General features: G+C 46.0%; 14 protein-coding genes. 2 read left to right on the forward strand and 12 right to left on the reverse strand.

The window, feature by feature from the left end:
• Window positions 1-126 precede the first annotated feature (126 nt).
• The 4 genes from H027_RS0104790 to rnr all read right to left on the reverse strand — a co-directional run bounded on the left by H027_RS0104790 (window position 127) and on the right by rnr (window position 6,700).
• Window positions 127-2,454: a methyl-accepting chemotaxis protein gene (locus H027_RS0104790; protein WP_024871386.1), complete on the reverse strand. Its 2,328-nt coding sequence runs from the start codon at window positions 2,452-2,454 to the stop codon at window positions 127-129.
• Window positions 2,455-2,638: 184 nt separating this feature from the next.
• The gene (locus tag H027_RS0104795) at window positions 2,639-3,241 is read right to left on the reverse strand and encodes a YitT family protein (protein ID WP_024871387.1); all 603 of its coding nucleotides are present in this window, start codon (window positions 3,239-3,241) and stop codon (window positions 2,639-2,641) included.
• A 304-nt stretch (window positions 3,242-3,545) separates the two neighbouring features.
• Window positions 3,546-4,283, reverse strand: a complete 738-nt coding sequence (gene rlmB, locus H027_RS0104800) for a 23S rRNA (guanosine(2251)-2'-O)-methyltransferase RlmB (protein ID WP_024871388.1) — start codon at window positions 4,281-4,283, stop codon at window positions 3,546-3,548.
• Window positions 4,280-6,700: a ribonuclease R gene (gene rnr / locus H027_RS0104805; protein ID WP_024871389.1), complete on the reverse strand. Its 2,421-nt coding sequence runs from the start codon at window positions 6,698-6,700 to the stop codon at window positions 4,280-4,282. The genes rlmB and rnr overlap by 4 nt, the downstream gene beginning before the upstream one ends.
• A 133-nt stretch (window positions 6,701-6,833) precedes the next feature.
• Here rnr and H027_RS0104810 point away from each other — a divergent pair, with 133 nt between their 5' ends.
• Complete coding sequence (locus H027_RS0104810; protein WP_024871390.1) at window positions 6,834-7,856, forward strand: GGDEF domain-containing protein; 1,023 nt, start codon at window positions 6,834-6,836, stop codon at window positions 7,854-7,856.
• Here H027_RS0104810 and oxyR read toward each other — a convergent pair.
• Window positions 7,851-8,762, reverse strand: coding sequence for a DNA-binding transcriptional regulator OxyR (oxyR, locus tag H027_RS0104815; RefSeq protein WP_024871391.1), 912 nt, complete (start codon window positions 8,760-8,762; stop codon window positions 7,851-7,853). The genes H027_RS0104810 and oxyR overlap by 6 nt on opposite strands.
• Window positions 8,763-8,943: 181 nt before the next feature.
• Between oxyR and H027_RS0104820 the strand changes: the two genes are divergently transcribed.
• Window positions 8,944-9,342: a cytochrome b562 gene (locus H027_RS0104820; protein ID WP_024871392.1), complete on the forward strand. Its 399-nt coding sequence runs from the start codon at window positions 8,944-8,946 to the stop codon at window positions 9,340-9,342.
• 73 nt (window positions 9,343-9,415) lie between these two features.
• On the opposite strand, the gene H027_RS0104825 is transcribed toward H027_RS0104820, so the two are convergent.
• The 7 genes from H027_RS0104825 to H027_RS0104855 all read right to left on the reverse strand — a co-directional run bounded on the left by H027_RS0104825 (window position 9,416) and on the right by H027_RS0104855 (window position 15,209).
• The gene (locus H027_RS0104825) at window positions 9,416-9,916 is read right to left on the reverse strand and encodes a hypothetical protein (protein WP_024871393.1); all 501 of its coding nucleotides are present in this window, start codon (window positions 9,914-9,916) and stop codon (window positions 9,416-9,418) included.
• Window positions 9,917-10,015: 99 nt separating this feature from the next.
• Complete coding sequence (locus H027_RS0104830; RefSeq protein WP_024871394.1) at window positions 10,016-10,243, reverse strand: hypothetical protein; 228 nt, start codon at window positions 10,241-10,243, stop codon at window positions 10,016-10,018.
• A 72-nt stretch (window positions 10,244-10,315) separates the two neighbouring features.
• Window positions 10,316-11,320: a tryptophan--tRNA ligase gene (gene trpS, locus H027_RS0104835; protein ID WP_024871395.1), complete on the reverse strand. Its 1,005-nt coding sequence runs from the start codon at window positions 11,318-11,320 to the stop codon at window positions 10,316-10,318.
• A 1-nt stretch (window position 11,321) separates the two neighbouring features.
• Window positions 11,322-12,014, reverse strand: a complete 693-nt coding sequence (locus H027_RS0104840; RefSeq protein WP_024871396.1) for a phosphoglycolate phosphatase — start codon at window positions 12,012-12,014, stop codon at window positions 11,322-11,324.
• Window positions 12,007-12,681, reverse strand: coding sequence for a ribulose-phosphate 3-epimerase (gene rpe / locus H027_RS0104845; RefSeq protein ID WP_024871397.1), 675 nt, complete (start codon window positions 12,679-12,681; stop codon window positions 12,007-12,009). The genes H027_RS0104840 and rpe overlap by 8 nt, the downstream gene beginning before the upstream one ends.
• 17 nt (window positions 12,682-12,698) lie before the next feature.
• Window positions 12,699-13,538 carry a Dam family site-specific DNA-(adenine-N6)-methyltransferase gene (locus H027_RS0104850; protein ID WP_024871398.1) on the reverse strand — a complete coding sequence of 280 codons (840 nt, stop codon included), beginning with the start codon at window positions 13,536-13,538 and terminating at the stop codon, window positions 12,699-12,701.
• A 96-nt stretch (window positions 13,539-13,634) separates the two neighbouring features.
• On the reverse strand, window positions 13,635-15,209 hold the full coding sequence (locus H027_RS0104855) for an SPOR domain-containing protein (RefSeq protein WP_024871399.1): 1,575 nt from the start codon (window positions 15,207-15,209) through the stop codon (window positions 13,635-13,637).
• Window positions 15,210-15,211 lie beyond the last annotated feature (2 nt).

A 15,211-nucleotide genomic window follows, 5' to 3' on the forward strand; every position in this document is an offset into this window, starting at 1 on the left:
ATCCGGCTAGAAAGGGAGCCTTCCAGCCGGATATATGAATCACGCTGTATGCGTTAAACGGAGTTGATGACTATTTTCGCTGATCCTACCTGTTTAAACAATCAATGCTTTTATATGCAGCCCGGCTTATTCAGTATGAAAACGTTTGACCAGCTCACTGAGACGATCCGACAAAACCTGCAATTGCTGAGCCTGATTCGCCGTTTGCGTCGTGTGAGCCGCCGTGGATTCAGACAACTCGTGAATATCCGTCACATTACTTTCCATTTCCTTGACGGTACTTTGCTGTTCACTTAATGCTGACGTAATTTGGGCATGCATCGATTGCACATCGCTGACCAACTGCCGGATCTGCTGAATTTCAGCCGACGTCTGGCGAACCAGTTCGATGCTGGCACCGGCATTATTCATCGCCGAATTGACCCTATTGACCGACTCGTCAGCCGCACTGCGCAACAATTCAATTTTCCGCTGAATATCCACGGTGGCATTTTGGGTACGCGATGAGAGCGAACGCACCTCATCCGCCACCACGGCAAAACCACGGCCGAGTTCACCGGCACGCGCCGCCTCAATCGCCGCATTGAGCGCCAGCAAACTGGTCTGCGAAGCGATCCCATTGATGACATCCAACACGCCGCTGATTTCGTCGATTTGCTGACTCAGATAGCTCATCGCCTGGGCTGACTCTTTGGTTTCCTCTGATAAATGTTCGATCTCTTTTGCTGAACGCTGCGCATTATCAGCACCGGATAGCGTCACCTGATCCGCAACGCTCATTGCGTTGAACGTCTCATGACTGCTGCGGGCCACCTCATCGATCGAGGCCGCAAATTCCGTCATCGCACTGGCTATGGTTTGTGTCATACCCCGCTGTCCTGAAATGCCATGCAAGACATCATGCGTCTGCTTTTGCAATTCATGCGAAACCGAAGCCAGCTGTGTGGCAGCCCCTGACACCTCGATCACAACGCCACGAATGTTGGAAATAAACGAATTAAAGGCGGTAGACAGCTCCCCGATTTCATCCGAACGCTGGGCACTGGCCAGACGGACGTTCAGATCCCCTTCTCCCTTCGCCAACTCCTGGAAGGAATCCACCAGCTCACGTAACGGATTAATTAAACGCCGGGACATCGTAAGACCAAACAGAATGGCGATGATTAATACTATCAGCGCAATCACGACACTGTGCTCAGCAATGGAACTCAGAATTTTCTGTTTTTCGGTAAATGCTTCGTCGTTTGAAATCTCAGAAATGATCCCCCAGTGCTGTCCCATGACATTTATCGGTGCGTAAGCGGCAATAACATCCTGCCCCAGATAGCCCACCATGGTGACCACACCCGATTGACCCGCTAATGCCCGTTCTCCCGCCAGTGAATTTTCTCGTTGTAACGCGACTGCACTTTTGCGTAACCGAATTTGTTCTAAGTGATCCTGTCCGCCTGCGGCAGTTATTTGTTTAAAATAGCTGCCCGGTTCTTCCAACACACCACGGCTTTCTGATCGCAAGCGGCTATCACTACCCAACAGATAGGCTTCGCCGGTTTTACCCAGCCCAACCTTATTCCATTGCTGATTACTGGTCATGACTCTGGTGATTTGAGCCTGAGAAACCTGGATGATCAGCGACCCCACTCGCACGTCACCATCAAAAATAGGCAATGCCATAAAAGCTGCCGGTGTACCTGAAGAGGGGAAATAAGGTGCAAAATCCGTCAAAAAGACAGTTCCGGCTTTTGCGGAGCGCACCGAATTCCATGCCTGAGCCAGCCCTGAATTCTTTAACTGGCTATCCGCCAGTGACACCGCATAATCCGGCTCTTTGAAAACGGAATAGACCACCCGCCCATCGTTATTCACCAGAAACAGGTCGTAAAAACCAAACTCCTGCTGTATCCGTCTCAATTCAGGGTGATAGGTCATATGATAGACATCATAGCGCGCGGCAAATTTCCCTTTCTTCTCTGCCTGATCCAAAAGCTGTTTTGAACCCAGCGGATTAGGATTCTGGCTGATATACCGCGCCTGATAAAAGAGAGAGGCTTTGTCGAGGCTGGCTAAATAGCTATTGATGGTTTCGGCTTTAACTGAGGGGTCAATCTGCTGATTCTGCTTTAAGAAAACGTCCCGATAATAGGTGCTGATGCTTTGCTTTTCCTGCTCATCCGGCTCCACATACAAATCAAAACCATTAGCCAGATCGCGCATGGCTGTCACCGTATGTGAATTCATGGCAATACTCTGGGTAATGGTTTTCAAATTCTCAAAATAACTATTCAGTTGGTCGCGTTTCATTTCTCGCACCGCCACCAATTTAGCGGTGACCTGATCATAAAGCGCATGATTAATTTGATCGGAAATGGAATAACTGATCACACCTGTTGCACTAATAAGAGGCAAAACGCCGATACCAATAATAGCCAACAAAATTCGCGTTTTTATTTTCATGGATGAACTCTCTGCTGAACGTGCTATTCGCTCCATAAAACCCTAGTTTCATGGCACTTTTATGTTCATCAACAAAGCAATATATGAGCCAAGCCAGATAAATAACTACTAAACAGGCACAGAGGTTTCAAATTCGCGCACCACCCAGCAGGCTGGTTGCCTGCTGAGGTGGAAAAGAAAGGATTTATACAGCGGCAGTATTGTAACGACCGGGTTTATGGTTGGTTGCCAAAACCACATTGACGATGACAGCAGCAAATACTGAAAGCAGCAGGACAGACCAAGAGGTAATAAACGCAGATGAAAGCACAATGGTGCAATCCAACCCCATCTGCACTTTACCGGCGCTCAGGCCATAATGTTCCTGTAACCACAAGCAGAGAATATTAAACCCACCCAAACTGGCGCGATGCCGAAACAGGATCAACAAGCCCACACCAATTAACGCACTTCCCATCAGTGCCGCATAAATCGGCCGGACCGTGTGAAATTGCATCCATTGATGTAAATGATCCCCCAGAAAAGAAACGGCAGAGACTGAAAGCAGGGTTTTGAGAACAAAAAGCCCACCCAAGCGTTTCCAGGCCAACCAGTAAAAAGGAATATTCAGTGTAAAAAATAGTTGTCCAAAACTAAATGGCAGCAATTTATGTAATAACAGGGCTAAACCGGCAGTTCCGCCGACGACCAATCCGGGTTGGTTAAAGAAAACAATTCCCAGCGAAATCAAACCGGTTGCGGTCAGCATCGCCAGCATATCTTCCAACCAACTGTGTTGTACGGGCATCTCTTTCATCCATAAAACATAACCGCCGCCATGCTAACAAGAGATACGGATTAACCCACTATGACGACCGGAGAATAGAAAGAGAGACGTGTAAACATTTTATGCCAGCCAACTCACCAGCAAGGTGCAATCAAGCAGACAGGAAGCAGTAAATAAAATTTGAGAATAATTATCATTAGCGTTATATTTATAAGTATGAAATGTTGAGCAGAGCTCTGTAGACCCGCCCTTTTTCCTCCTCTGAAGGGTGACATGTTCGAGGCTGGTGTATACCAGCCTCTTTTTTTATCGCTTAACGCTATTTTTACTGGCTACGTTGTCTGACCGCTTCAAACAGACAAACCCCTGTCGCTACCGACACATTCAGACTGGAAACAGCGCCCGCCATTGGAATGCTGATCAATTCATCGCAATGTTCGCGCGTCAGTCGGCGCATGCCATCACCTTCGGCCCCCATCACCAATGCCAGCGGCCCGGTTAATTTGGCGGCAAAAACATCATGGGTAGCCTCGCCAGCCGTACCGACAACCCAGACACCGCGCTCTTTTAATTCACGCAACGTACGGGCCAGATTGGTGACCTGGATAAACGGAACGCTTTCCGCCGCACCGCATGCCACTTTCCTGGCCGTCCCGGTGAGACTCACTGATTTATCCCGCGGGACGATCAGCGCATGTACGCCAGCCGCATCCGCAGTTCGCAGACAGGCCCCCAAATTATGCGGGTCTGTTACTCCATCCAGTACCAGAAAAAAGGGTGTCTGTTCTTTCTCCAGAATGCTATCCAGATCAGACTCATCCAATTTTCGCCCTTCGCGCACCCGCGCGATGATGCCCTGATGAATAGCACCTTCTGCCTTGTCATCTAACGTTTTACGCTGCACATACTGAATGCTGACACCGTATTGCTGTAACGTGGCTAACAAGGGTTGCAGACGATCATCATCACGCCCTTTCAGTACCCATGCCTCAAGAAAACGCTCCGGAGCCACCTCCAGCATCGCTTTCACCGCATGGATCCCGTAAATCAATTCGCTACTCATTTCTTCGGTTTTCCCTGACGTTTTTTACGATCGTTTTTCTTGGCCGACCGTGAACGCTCAATTTTATCACTGGCTCCGGCACGATGTTTGTCTTTTTGTTTACGATCCTTACCGGCTGGTTTTTCCTGCTCGCTCGTCGCTTTCCGCTGTTTGCTGCGTTCCCGTTTCCCTTGGATATCACTGAGTAATTTCTGCTTTTTCTTGGCATCCTTACCCGTAAAGACCAACGGATCTTCCACCAGCATCAGGTCAATCTTCCGATCATCCAGATTCACGCCTACCACTCTGACCCGAACCTTATCGCCAAGGCGATAAACCCGGCGGAAGTTCTCGCCGATCAGCGTCTGACGAGCTGCATCAAACTGATAGTAATCATTGGTCAGTGATGAGACATGCACCAGACCATCAATATTCAGTTCAGCCAGGCGAATGAAACAGCCAAATGAGGTCACATTGGCGATGACGCCATCAAACTCAGACCCCACATGATCCTGCATGTATTCACATTTCAGCCAGTCCGCGACATCGCGGGTCGCATCATCTGCCCGGCGTTCCGTCATTGAACATTGCAACCCCATCGGTGCAATTTCATCGTAGGAATAATGATAACCGCCTGTCGGCGTCCATTTGTTTTTGGGATTCCCCTCCTGACGCGCCAGCTCATATTTGATCGCACGGTGCAGCAACAGATCCGGGTAACGACGGATTGGCGACGTGAAGTGCGCATATGATTTCAATGCCAGACCAAAATGGCCGATGTTATCAGCGCTATATTGCGCCTGCTGCATTGAACGCAGCAGCATCGTATTAATCAATTCCACATCCGGACGATCCTGCACCTGCGCCGCTAATTCCGCATAATCCATCGGCTCAGGTTCATCGCCACCTTTCAGCTCCAGCCCTAATTCCGCCAGGAACTGACGGAAGGTCTCCAATTTCAGCTCACCCGGTTTGTCATGGATACGGAACAGCGTTTCCGCTTCCTGTTTTTCAATAAACTTCGCCGCAGCCACGTTTGCCTGAATCATGCATTCTTCAATCAGCTTATGGGCATCGTTGCGGATCAGTGGCACGATCCGTTCGATTTTACGCTGCGCATTGAAGATGAACCGGGTTTCATCACTTTCAAATTCCACCGCGCCGCGCTGATGGCGGGCAGTTCTTAACGCTAAATAGAGTTTGTGCAACTCTTCAAGATGAGGCACCTGTGCCGCATATTGTTCCCGAAGCTTGATATCACCGTCGAGAATAGCCGCCACCTTGGTGTAGGTCAGTCGGGCATGAGAATTCATCACAGCTTCAAAGAATTTGAATCCGGACAAACGCCCCGCTTCTGAAATGGTCATTTCACAAACCATACACAGACGATCAACCTGTGGGTTCAGCGAACACAGCCCGTTCGACAATACCTCTGGCAGCATCGGTACAACAAATTCCGGGAAATAAACCGAATTACCACGATTATGTGCTTCATGGTCCAGCGCCGTTCCCGGACGCACATAATAAGAGACATCGGCAATCGCCACCCACAGTCGCCAGCCGCCACTGCGTTTGCGTTCACAAAATACTGCGTCATCGAAATCACGGGCATCTTCGCCATCGATCGTCACCAGCGGTAATTCCCGCAAATCAACACGATTCGCTTTGGCTTCCTCCGGCACCTGTTCGGTCAGGTTTTTAATCTGGGTCAGCACTTCCTGAGGCCATTCATGGGGAATGCCGAATTTGCGGATGGCAATATCAATCTCCATCCCTGGGTCCATGTTATCCCCCAGCACCTCCAGGATCTGTCCGACCGCATTTAGACGCCCAGTAGGACGTTGTGTCACTCTCACCACCACGATCTGACTTTGACGAGCACCTAACGTCGCATCGGGCGGAATCAATATGTCTTGAATAATGCGGTTATCATCCGGCACAACAAAACCGACGCCGTTTTCAACAAAATAGCGTCCCACCAGATCCATATCGCGTGACTGAAGCAGACGCACCAGTCGGGCTTCTTGGCGTCCTTTGGCATCGGTTTTGGTTGGTTGCACCAACACATAGTCACCGTGCATCAGGCTGGCCATATCCCATTGATTCAGGAATAAATCGGCACCACCGGTATCAGGTCGCAGGAAACCATACCCATCTTTATGACCGATGACATACCCCTTCACCAGATTTAGTTTATCGGGCAAGGCATAAGTACGGCCTCGCGTGAAAACCAACTGTCCGTCGCGTTCCATCGCACGCAAACGACGGCGAAGCCCTTCCAGCAGTTCCTCATCTTCCAGCATCAGTGTTTTTTCGATCTCATCCCGTGACATCGGGCGACCATTTTTTTCAATCAATGCCAGAATGAGTTCACGACTTGCTATTGGTTTTTCATATTTTTCAGCTTCGCGTGCGGCGAAAGGATCCTTGGGGGACATAGAGTGGCCTGCCATTGGCAAATAAATAAAGTCATGATGAGTATAGCGAAATCAGCTCGTTTTTGTCAGGAATACAGCTCGCTCGAGCGGTAACTATGCTATGTTAGTCGTGATTAGTAATTAGTACGAGCAGATGCCTATGGATGAGTTTGCACAATCGACAGCCAACCTGAAACAGGCTGTGCCATTGATGATTAAGTACCAAATCCCGACGACACCAACCAATTATGCGCTTTGGTACACCTATGTTGCACAAACGAATCCCCAGTTAAATCAGGCTATTGATCGCTCCATTTCCGAAACCGGGATCTGCTCCGCTGTCACCAGTGAACGGCTGTACCAACAGCATCTGGCACAAGATACCGAACGCAACAGTGAACAAGTTAAACACAGTTTGGAAGCCATAGCGACTGAGCTACAAGTCACGATGCAAGATACGCGAATCGATGCCGAAGCCTTCCATCAGGTTCTTGAAAAAGGATTCGCCAAGCTTTCTGCGATAGACAATGATGGTCTGTCGTTGGATGAAATGATTTCTCTTGTCAGAGAGTTAGTCAAAAACTCACAGCAAATTGGACAAAGTACGCGTTTTTTCCGAGACCAATTAACCGATGCGGAAAAAGAAATCGGTGAATTAAAAGATCGTATTGAGCAAATTCGTAAAGAAGCTTATGAAGATGCCATGACTGGCACGTTAAATCGCCGCGCCTTTGACAAAGAAATCAATACCTGGATTGCGTTAGATAAATCATTCTGTCTCGTCATGCTCGATATCGACTTTTTCAAGAACATCAACGATAACTTCGGGCACATGTTTGGTGATCAGGTTCTTAAAGCCATTTCCCGTCGACTGGACGAGAGCTGTAAGAATGGCGAACATTTTTATCGTATTGGTGGTGAAGAGTTTGCACTGATTGTTCCCAACCGCAAACTGATGGTGGCACGCCAATTTGCCGAATCACTGCGACGCGCCATCGAACGCTTAAGCATTATGGATAAAAATACCAATCAGCGGCTCAACAGTGTCACCGCCTCTTTTGGTGTCGCTGAATATACGCCCGGAGATAACTATCAATCGCTACTGCATCGGGCCGATATGCAACTCTATAAAGCCAAACAACTGGGGCGTAATCGCGTTATGCCCATGTCACTATGATTTGATTGAGGCCATCAGCGGCGTCTGTAATTGCTGCTGACATAACTGAGCCAGACGTTGATAACGCGCCTTCAATGGCGAACCCGGTCGGTAAATCAATCCGACCGTGCGTTTCGGCTCAGGATCTTGACAAGCCAGATAACAAACCCCATCCCGTATCTTTTCCTGCGGCACAGCCAGTTTCGGAATTAACGTGATCCCCGCCCCCGCAGCGACCATGTTGCGTAATGTTTCGAGGCTGGTTGCACGAAAATGCGTATCCTCTCTGGCCCCGGCAGCGAAACAAAAACCTAACGCTTGCTCACGCAGACAGTGACCATCCTCCAGCATAAGCAATTGCTGCCCGGCAAGCTCATTCATGCCGATGTGTGTACGCTGTGCCCACGGATGATCCGCAGTGATGGCGAGATACATACTTTCATCAAAAACCGGCACTTCAATGAACGAAGCTGTTTCTTTCACTAATGCCAATAACGCACAATCCAGTTCACCATTATCCAACTGAGCCACGATTTGATGAGTCTGTGCCTCATGCAGATAAATTTCTAACTCCGGAAACTCATGACGGATAGCCGGGATAATGTGAGGTAATAAATAAGGCCCCACGGTTGGAATCAAACCAATATGTAAAGGCCCCGCCATCTCTTCCAGATGCTGCTGCGCCATCTCCTTTAATAACCGCGCCTCTTCCAGCACTTTCCGGGCTTGTGCCACTAATTGGAGTCCGGATGCAGTAAATAACACCTTACGACTGGTACGCTCCAGCAAAACCACGCCCAACTCATCCTCGAGTTTACGGATTTGCCCGCTCAGTGTAGGTTGACTGACATAACAAGCTTCTGCTGCCAGACGAAAATGTTGATGTTCCGCCAGTGCCACCAGATATTCCAGATCCCGTAAATTCATACTGCATCCTGATAGATTTAAACTATCAAAAGAATAACAAGCAATGGCAATAACTATCAATAAATTGTAAATAATATTGCTTTCACGAATTCTCTAACCCGCTACAAATTGTTAACGAATAATTAATCTTTATCATGTAATCTAAATTTGTATTTAAGCATCCCTTTCCAAGGAGTATTGAATGAACAAGTGTGTAACCATGATTTCCTCTGTATTACTTTCATATGCTGTCTTAATCGCTCCTGCATTTGCTGGTGCCGATGTAGGTGAAGCCATGAAGGAAATGGGGAAAAGCTTCCGCATGGTGATGAAAGATACCGATGCTGCCAGCTTGAAAAATGACTTAGCCACATTGCGTGCTGCAGCCGTGAAAGCACAATCCGGTGTACCTGGCGGGATGGCCAAACAGCCAGCTGATAGCGAAGCCCGCAAAACCTTTTCAGCAGGAATGAAAGCCTTTATTGATGAAGTGGATGTGGTTAGCAAATTAGCTGATGAAGGTAAAGTACCAGAAGCGAAAGCTGAAGCCGCTAAACTGAAAGATCTGATGAAAGAATATCACTCTAAACTTGGTGTTTAATGAAATTAAAAAGCCGTTGCTGAATAAGACAACGGCTTTTTCTTTTTTGTTCAGGGATTATCTGCAATAAAGATTAGTGATTGATATATTTCAAGAAATCCGCTTCCAATTGGCCATTAGAAACACAAACCGGAGTCACTGAAGGCGCGGCAATTTTCTCGTTATTATCTTCAATATAAGAGACGGTTGTTGTTCCTTTCAAACTAATAGAAGCAACTGCTTTATCCGCATTCTGCGTGATCATAATATTCAGCTTGACCGCTGGTTGCTCAATACTGACACGCGAGCCACCTTTACCACAGTCTAAATAACGCAGCCCATCGGCATAACTTTCTTGTGATGCAGAGAGAACACCACCCGTTACCTCACCTTGGCCCTCAAAACCTTTTTCAGCCAGCCAACGCTGCGCTCGACCCCATAGTAAATCATAAGGCACATTGACTTCAGTATTCGTTTGAACAGGGATGGCGGTCGGCGGGGTATAACGATATTGCTCAGAGACACCACTGGATCCGGAACAGCCAGCTAACAGGAGAACGAGTGATACACCGATACAACTAAGCGTTTTATTCATAAATATACCCTAGAAAATCATCATCTGTTGAAAGCAGAAATGAGTAATATTGTCTAACAAGGTACATTATTTAGCTAGTATTATTTAAGATACCGACTATTAACGATTTAATAATATGCCCGATTCTAATTCACGTTCTCTTTGACATTCAGCCAAATATATCGCACCCAATACCGATGGTTTTTGATGGTATTGATCAATCGCTCGTTCAACCATGAGTGTTAATGTTTGTGGTGTTTTGGCCATTCGAAATTTACGCAGCCATAGATCTTTTGATTCTAAATCATCTTGGGGCTCTGATATGTCATCTTGCTTTTTAGAAACCATAATTTTCAATATCACTATTTAAAGAAGAATTACACCGGATTAATTGTTATAACTAATCCGGCACGATAATAATTAACGCTTACTCACAAAACCAATTGCATCAAATACTTTACGCATTGTTTCATCAGCACGGATCTGCGCTTTCTCGGCACCTTGTTGCAAAATAGCTAACAATGCCGACTCGTCCGCACGCAATGCCTGATAACGCTGCTGAATTGGCTCCAGTAAAGCCACTACAGCCTCCGCAGCTTCTGTTTTCAGATGGCCATACATTTTACCTTCAAAATGAGCTTCCAACTCAGCGATTGAACGCCCTGTGGCACCATGCATCAAACTTAATAAGTTGCTCACTCCGGCTTTGTTTTCAATATCAAAGCGAACAACCGGAGGATCTTCAGAATCAGTCACCGCTTTTTTCAGTTTTTTGGTAATGGATTTAGGATCTTCCAATAAACCGATGACATTATTCTGATTATCATCTGATTTAGACATTTTCTTGGTCGGATCCTGCAGGCTCATTACTTTCGCACCTTGTGGCGGAATAAATGGCTCAGGTGTCGTAAATACATTGCCATAGAGTGAATTAAAGCGATATGCAATATCACGCGTTAACTCTAAATGTTGTTTTTGATCCTGTCCTACAGGCACCTGATTTGCCTGATATAACAGAATATCAGCAGCCATTAATACCGGATAATCAAATAATCCAACACTGACATTATTTTCATAGCGCTGAGATTTATCTTTAAATTGCGTCATCCGGGATAACTCGCCCATTTGTGTATAGCAATTTAATATCCAACCTAATTCGGCATGCTGTGGTACATGCGATTGCATGAATACCGTGCTTTTCGCAGGATCAATACCAACAGCCAAATATAAAGCAGCTGTATCCAGACAGGCTTTACGTAAAGCCAGCGGATCTTGACGTACCGTAATTGCATGTAAATCGACAATACAATACAGACAGTCATAGTCATCCTGCATTTGAACCCATTGGCGTAAGGCACCCATATAATTGCCAATGGTTAATTGTCCTGAAGGCTGAGCTCCGCTCAATACAATTGGTTTTGCCATTTCAATTCCTTATTTCAGCGTTAAGTAACGCTGTTAATTCATCAAAGCGATGCAGTACCCAGTCTGGCTGACTATTTTCAATCGGCTCACCATGGTTATAACCATAACTGAGACCCACCACTGGAATACCTGCCGCTTTTGCAGCCTGAATATCGTTTTTAGAATCACCAACCATTAATGTTTCGGTCGGTTTTACACTGAATTGCTCACAGACATAATACAACGGCATGGGATCTGGTTTTTTCTGTGATAAACGACCACCGCCTAATGTATATGCAAAAAACTGAGCTATTCCTGCAGATTTTAATAATGGCTGAACAAATTCATCTGGTTTATTCGTTACCACTGCCATGGTATAACCCGCTTTTGCCAATGCAGATAAAGTCTCCGGAACAGCCGGATACAGTGAATAATTTTTATCAATACCGGCATGATAGTGGTTATTAAAATCCGTTTTTACCTTCTGGAACAACGCCTCATCAATATCATTAAAATGATATTGGCGACTCATGGCGCGTTTCAGCAATACATCCGCACCATTACCAATCCACTCACGAACCTGTTCCAATGAAACAGACGATAATTGATTGACGTCTAACGCTGACTGAACAGCCATATATAACTGAGGAACACTATCAATAAGTGTCCCATCAAGATCAAATAGAATAACTTTGACTTCATTCAGCTCAGGCATGCGCAGCATCCAGTTCCTGACGCATTTTGGCAATGACAGCAGCATAATCCGGCTGATCAAATATCGCCGAACCGGCAACAAACATATCAGCACCCGCTTCGGCAATTTCACGGATGTTATCGACTTTTACACCACCATCCACTTCGAGACGAATATCGCGGCCACTGGCATTAATCAGCTGGCGAACCTGGCGTAATTTATCCAATGTTGCTGGAATGAAACTCTGACCGCCAAAGCCCGGATTAACTGACATCAGAAGAATCACGTCCAGTTTATCCATGACATGATCCAGATAATGTAATGAGGTAGCCGGATTCAATACTAGACCAGCCTGGCAACCGTGCTCTTTAATCAACTGCAAGGTACGATCAATGTGCTCTGATGCTTCCGGATGAAAAGTAATGATCGATGCACCGGCTTTAGCAAAATCAGGAATGATACGATCTACGGGTTTCACCATCAGATGCACATCAATTGGAGCTGTGATGCCGTAATTACGCAGTGCCTTACAAACCATCGGACCAATCGTCAGATTAGGTACATAGTGATTATCCATTACATCAAAATGGACAACGTCTGCCCCAGCCGTCAAGACATTAGCAACGTCTTCACCCAGACGAGCAAAATCGGCAGAAAGAATTGAAGGTGCAATCAAATACGGTTTCATATTCATCAGTCTTTAAGTTATCCGGCCTTTTTGGCCAGTCGGTGTGGTTCATAACGGGCAATCAATTCTGCAACCCGCTGGCGGGTATGCCCGGCACGGCTAATTGTTCTTTTAACTTGTAACTCATGCAATGAAGCGTGTTTATAGAGATCGTAAGTCAAATCAGTTGCATGATTACTAATTAATACTGGCACTCGTTTTTCTGCTGCAGCCTGCCAAGCCAACTCGGCCAGATGACGCTGCTCATTTTCACTGAAACCTTTAGCTGCATAACTGGTAAAGCTCGCACTGGCAGATAAGGGAACATACGGTGGATCACAATACACCACATGATCCTGTTCCAGCATGGCAAAGGTATCCATAAACGACTGGCAGACGAAAGTCGCTTTTTGTGCTTTTTCAGCAAAAAACCATAATTCTGCCTCTGGGAAATACGGTTTTTTATAACGACCGAAGGGTACATTAAAGCCACCCTTTCGGTTATAACGACACAATCCGTTATAACCATGTCGATTCAAATACAAAAATAAAGCAGCTCGCCATTGCGCATCAACGGTCATGTTAAATTCGTCACGTAACTGAAAATAACGGTCTCGTTGATTGTTTTGTTCATTGAACAGGCTGTTAGCAATACGAATAAATGAGTCAGGCTCTGATTTCAATAAATTATACAGTGCAATTAAATCTGGATTAATATCAGCCAGTAAATATGCATCATAGTCAGTGTTAAGAAAGACAGAGCCGGCCCCCACAAAGGGTTCAACCAATACCTTACCTGTAGGTAAGTATTGTTTAATCGATTCAATTAAACTGTATTTACCACCAGCCCATTTTAAAAATGCTCGTTGTTTTTTCATGACGCAGGATAGCTCTGAGTATGAGTCGACTGCGTCTGAATTAAATTAAAGCAGAATAAAGGGATATCTCTTGGGGTCATTCAACTTCAACTCTGCTTATTTGCCCTGCTCTTTATGGATCTGAGCATAGGATTTAGGCCACGGTTTCATATTTTTTAATGCAGCAGGTAATCCGGCAATAGCCGCTTTTGCAGCCTTTGCAGAGCTGTACTCACCATAAATAAGTACATACATACCACTCGATTGATTTTTATACACTTGAGTTTTGGTTTGTAACCCATTACTCATAGCCAACTTCTTCAGTGCCGCCGGATTACTGCTAGCAACAAGCTGTAATGCAAATCCATTACCCGCAGCCGCTACACTAGTATGTTCAGCTTTATGCACCTTAACGGCTGGTTCGACTAATTTCTTTGTAACCGGAGGCGTTGTTTTTTGTACTTTGTGTTTAATAACCGGCTTAGTTGTATGTGAAACCGCTTTTTTCTTCGGTTTAGGTTCGACTTTGGGCGAAGAGACCGCTGAGGAATCTTCAGTTTTAATCTCATTTACAATGGGCTTGAGCTGATTTAACGATGTCACCGCAGACCCACTGGCCGAACTTGTCGCGACGACATTACCCGTCACAGGTTGATTGGCAGACATTTGTTGAATAGCCTGGTCGCTAATAACAACTCGATGCTTGTTATTATCATCTGCAGGCTGTTCGGCATCTAAACCGACCGTATCAGCCCCAGACACAATGCCCTCTTGTTGAATGGCAACAGGCGATGAAACGGCAGCACTTGAAACGACAGAAGTAGACACGGCAGCACTTGATGTATTTGGCGCGAGAGCAATGGCCTGACGTTCAGGCAAAGCCCCGGTTACAGGAGTCGCATCCTTTTTAGATAAAGAAGGAATGATCCAACTGAGCAATAAGACGACACCAGCCACAACAGCCACACCAGCCACAATTTTATTGACCGGTAAATCGAACTTCCCTGATGACAATAATGATTTTTTATCCATACAAGCCTCCGCAATTGCTACCACCTCACCAGGCTTACCCTGACTATTAGCCAGGAGAGCCAGAGCTTGTTCGCCCTGAGCTGCGGAGACATCTCCGTCCTGCAGGCAGTACACCAACAGTTTCTTTTGTTCTTTGAGAGTCAGGGGTTCAATATCAATTTCTAACGCAGCCTGAGCTCTACCTTTTAAATGTTGCGCCAGATGTTCAGAAAATTCACTGGCTCCGATCAGTAAAATACTAATTTTGTGGTTTGGATGTTGCTGATCAACATGAATAAGCCACTTCCACAGCTCAAATATCCATTCAGGGTTATGGCAATCAGCATTATCCACAATCAATACACGCGGAACGCTCAGGTCGGAAACCAGTCTGTCTAATGTTTCACCTAATAAATCAGCAGAATCAAATACGGCACCAGGAGCAAATTGCAAAACGATCTGTTCTCTGATGCGCAGCAGATCTACGCCTTCATTCAGAGTAACGTAACCTACTCGAAAATTAGCATCCAGCTCGTTTAATAATAACTGAGCAACAGATGTCTTTCCGGTACCTTTTGAACCAGATAAAAAGATGAATGATGAAGAAAACCCAACCAGTTGTCTTAAACGTGAAACGAGTTGGGTTTGGGTAGGTAATAATAAATATTCAGTTGATGTCACAT

Origin of the sequence: Tolumonas lignilytica (genome assembly GCF_000527035.1) — a bacterium.
In the GTDB taxonomy this organism is placed as follows: domain Bacteria; phylum Pseudomonadota; class Gammaproteobacteria; order Enterobacterales; family Aeromonadaceae; genus Tolumonas; species Tolumonas lignilytica.

Excerpts from the sequence above, each read along its gene's own strand:
- H027_RS0104850 (WP_024871398.1), bottom strand. The coding sequence starts at position 13,538 with ATGAAAAAACAACGAGCATTTTTAAAATGGGCTGGTGGTAAATACAGT.
- oxyR (WP_024871391.1), bottom strand. The coding sequence starts at position 8,762 with ATGAATTTACGGGATCTGGAATATCTGGTGGCACTGGCGGAACATCAA.
- rlmB (WP_024871388.1), bottom strand. The coding sequence starts at position 4,283 with ATGAGTAGCGAATTGATTTACGGGATCCATGCGGTGAAAGCGATGCTG.
- trpS (WP_024871395.1), bottom strand. The coding sequence starts at position 11,320 with ATGGCAAAACCAATTGTATTGAGCGGAGCTCAGCCTTCAGGACAATTA.
- H027_RS0104820 (WP_024871392.1), top strand. The coding sequence starts at position 8,944 with ATGAACAAGTGTGTAACCATGATTTCCTCTGTATTACTTTCATATGCT.
- H027_RS0104795 (WP_024871387.1), bottom strand. The coding sequence starts at position 3,241 with ATGCCCGTACAACACAGTTGGTTGGAAGATATGCTGGCGATGCTGACC.
- H027_RS0104830 (WP_024871394.1), bottom strand. The coding sequence starts at position 10,243 with ATGGTTTCTAAAAAGCAAGATGACATATCAGAGCCCCAAGATGATTTA.
- H027_RS0104840 (WP_024871396.1), bottom strand. The coding sequence starts at position 12,014 with ATGCCTGAGCTGAATGAAGTCAAAGTTATTCTATTTGATCTTGATGGG.
- rpe (WP_024871397.1), bottom strand. The coding sequence starts at position 12,681 with ATGAAACCGTATTTGATTGCACCTTCAATTCTTTCTGCCGATTTTGCT.
- H027_RS0104825 (WP_024871393.1), bottom strand. The coding sequence starts at position 9,916 with ATGAATAAAACGCTTAGTTGTATCGGTGTATCACTCGTTCTCCTGTTA.
- H027_RS0104810 (WP_024871390.1), top strand. The coding sequence starts at position 6,834 with ATGCCTATGGATGAGTTTGCACAATCGACAGCCAACCTGAAACAGGCT.
- rnr (WP_024871389.1), bottom strand. The coding sequence starts at position 6,700 with ATGTCCCCCAAGGATCCTTTCGCCGCACGCGAAGCTGAAAAATATGAA.
- H027_RS0104790 (WP_024871386.1), bottom strand. The coding sequence starts at position 2,454 with ATGAAAATAAAAACGCGAATTTTGTTGGCTATTATTGGTATCGGCGTT.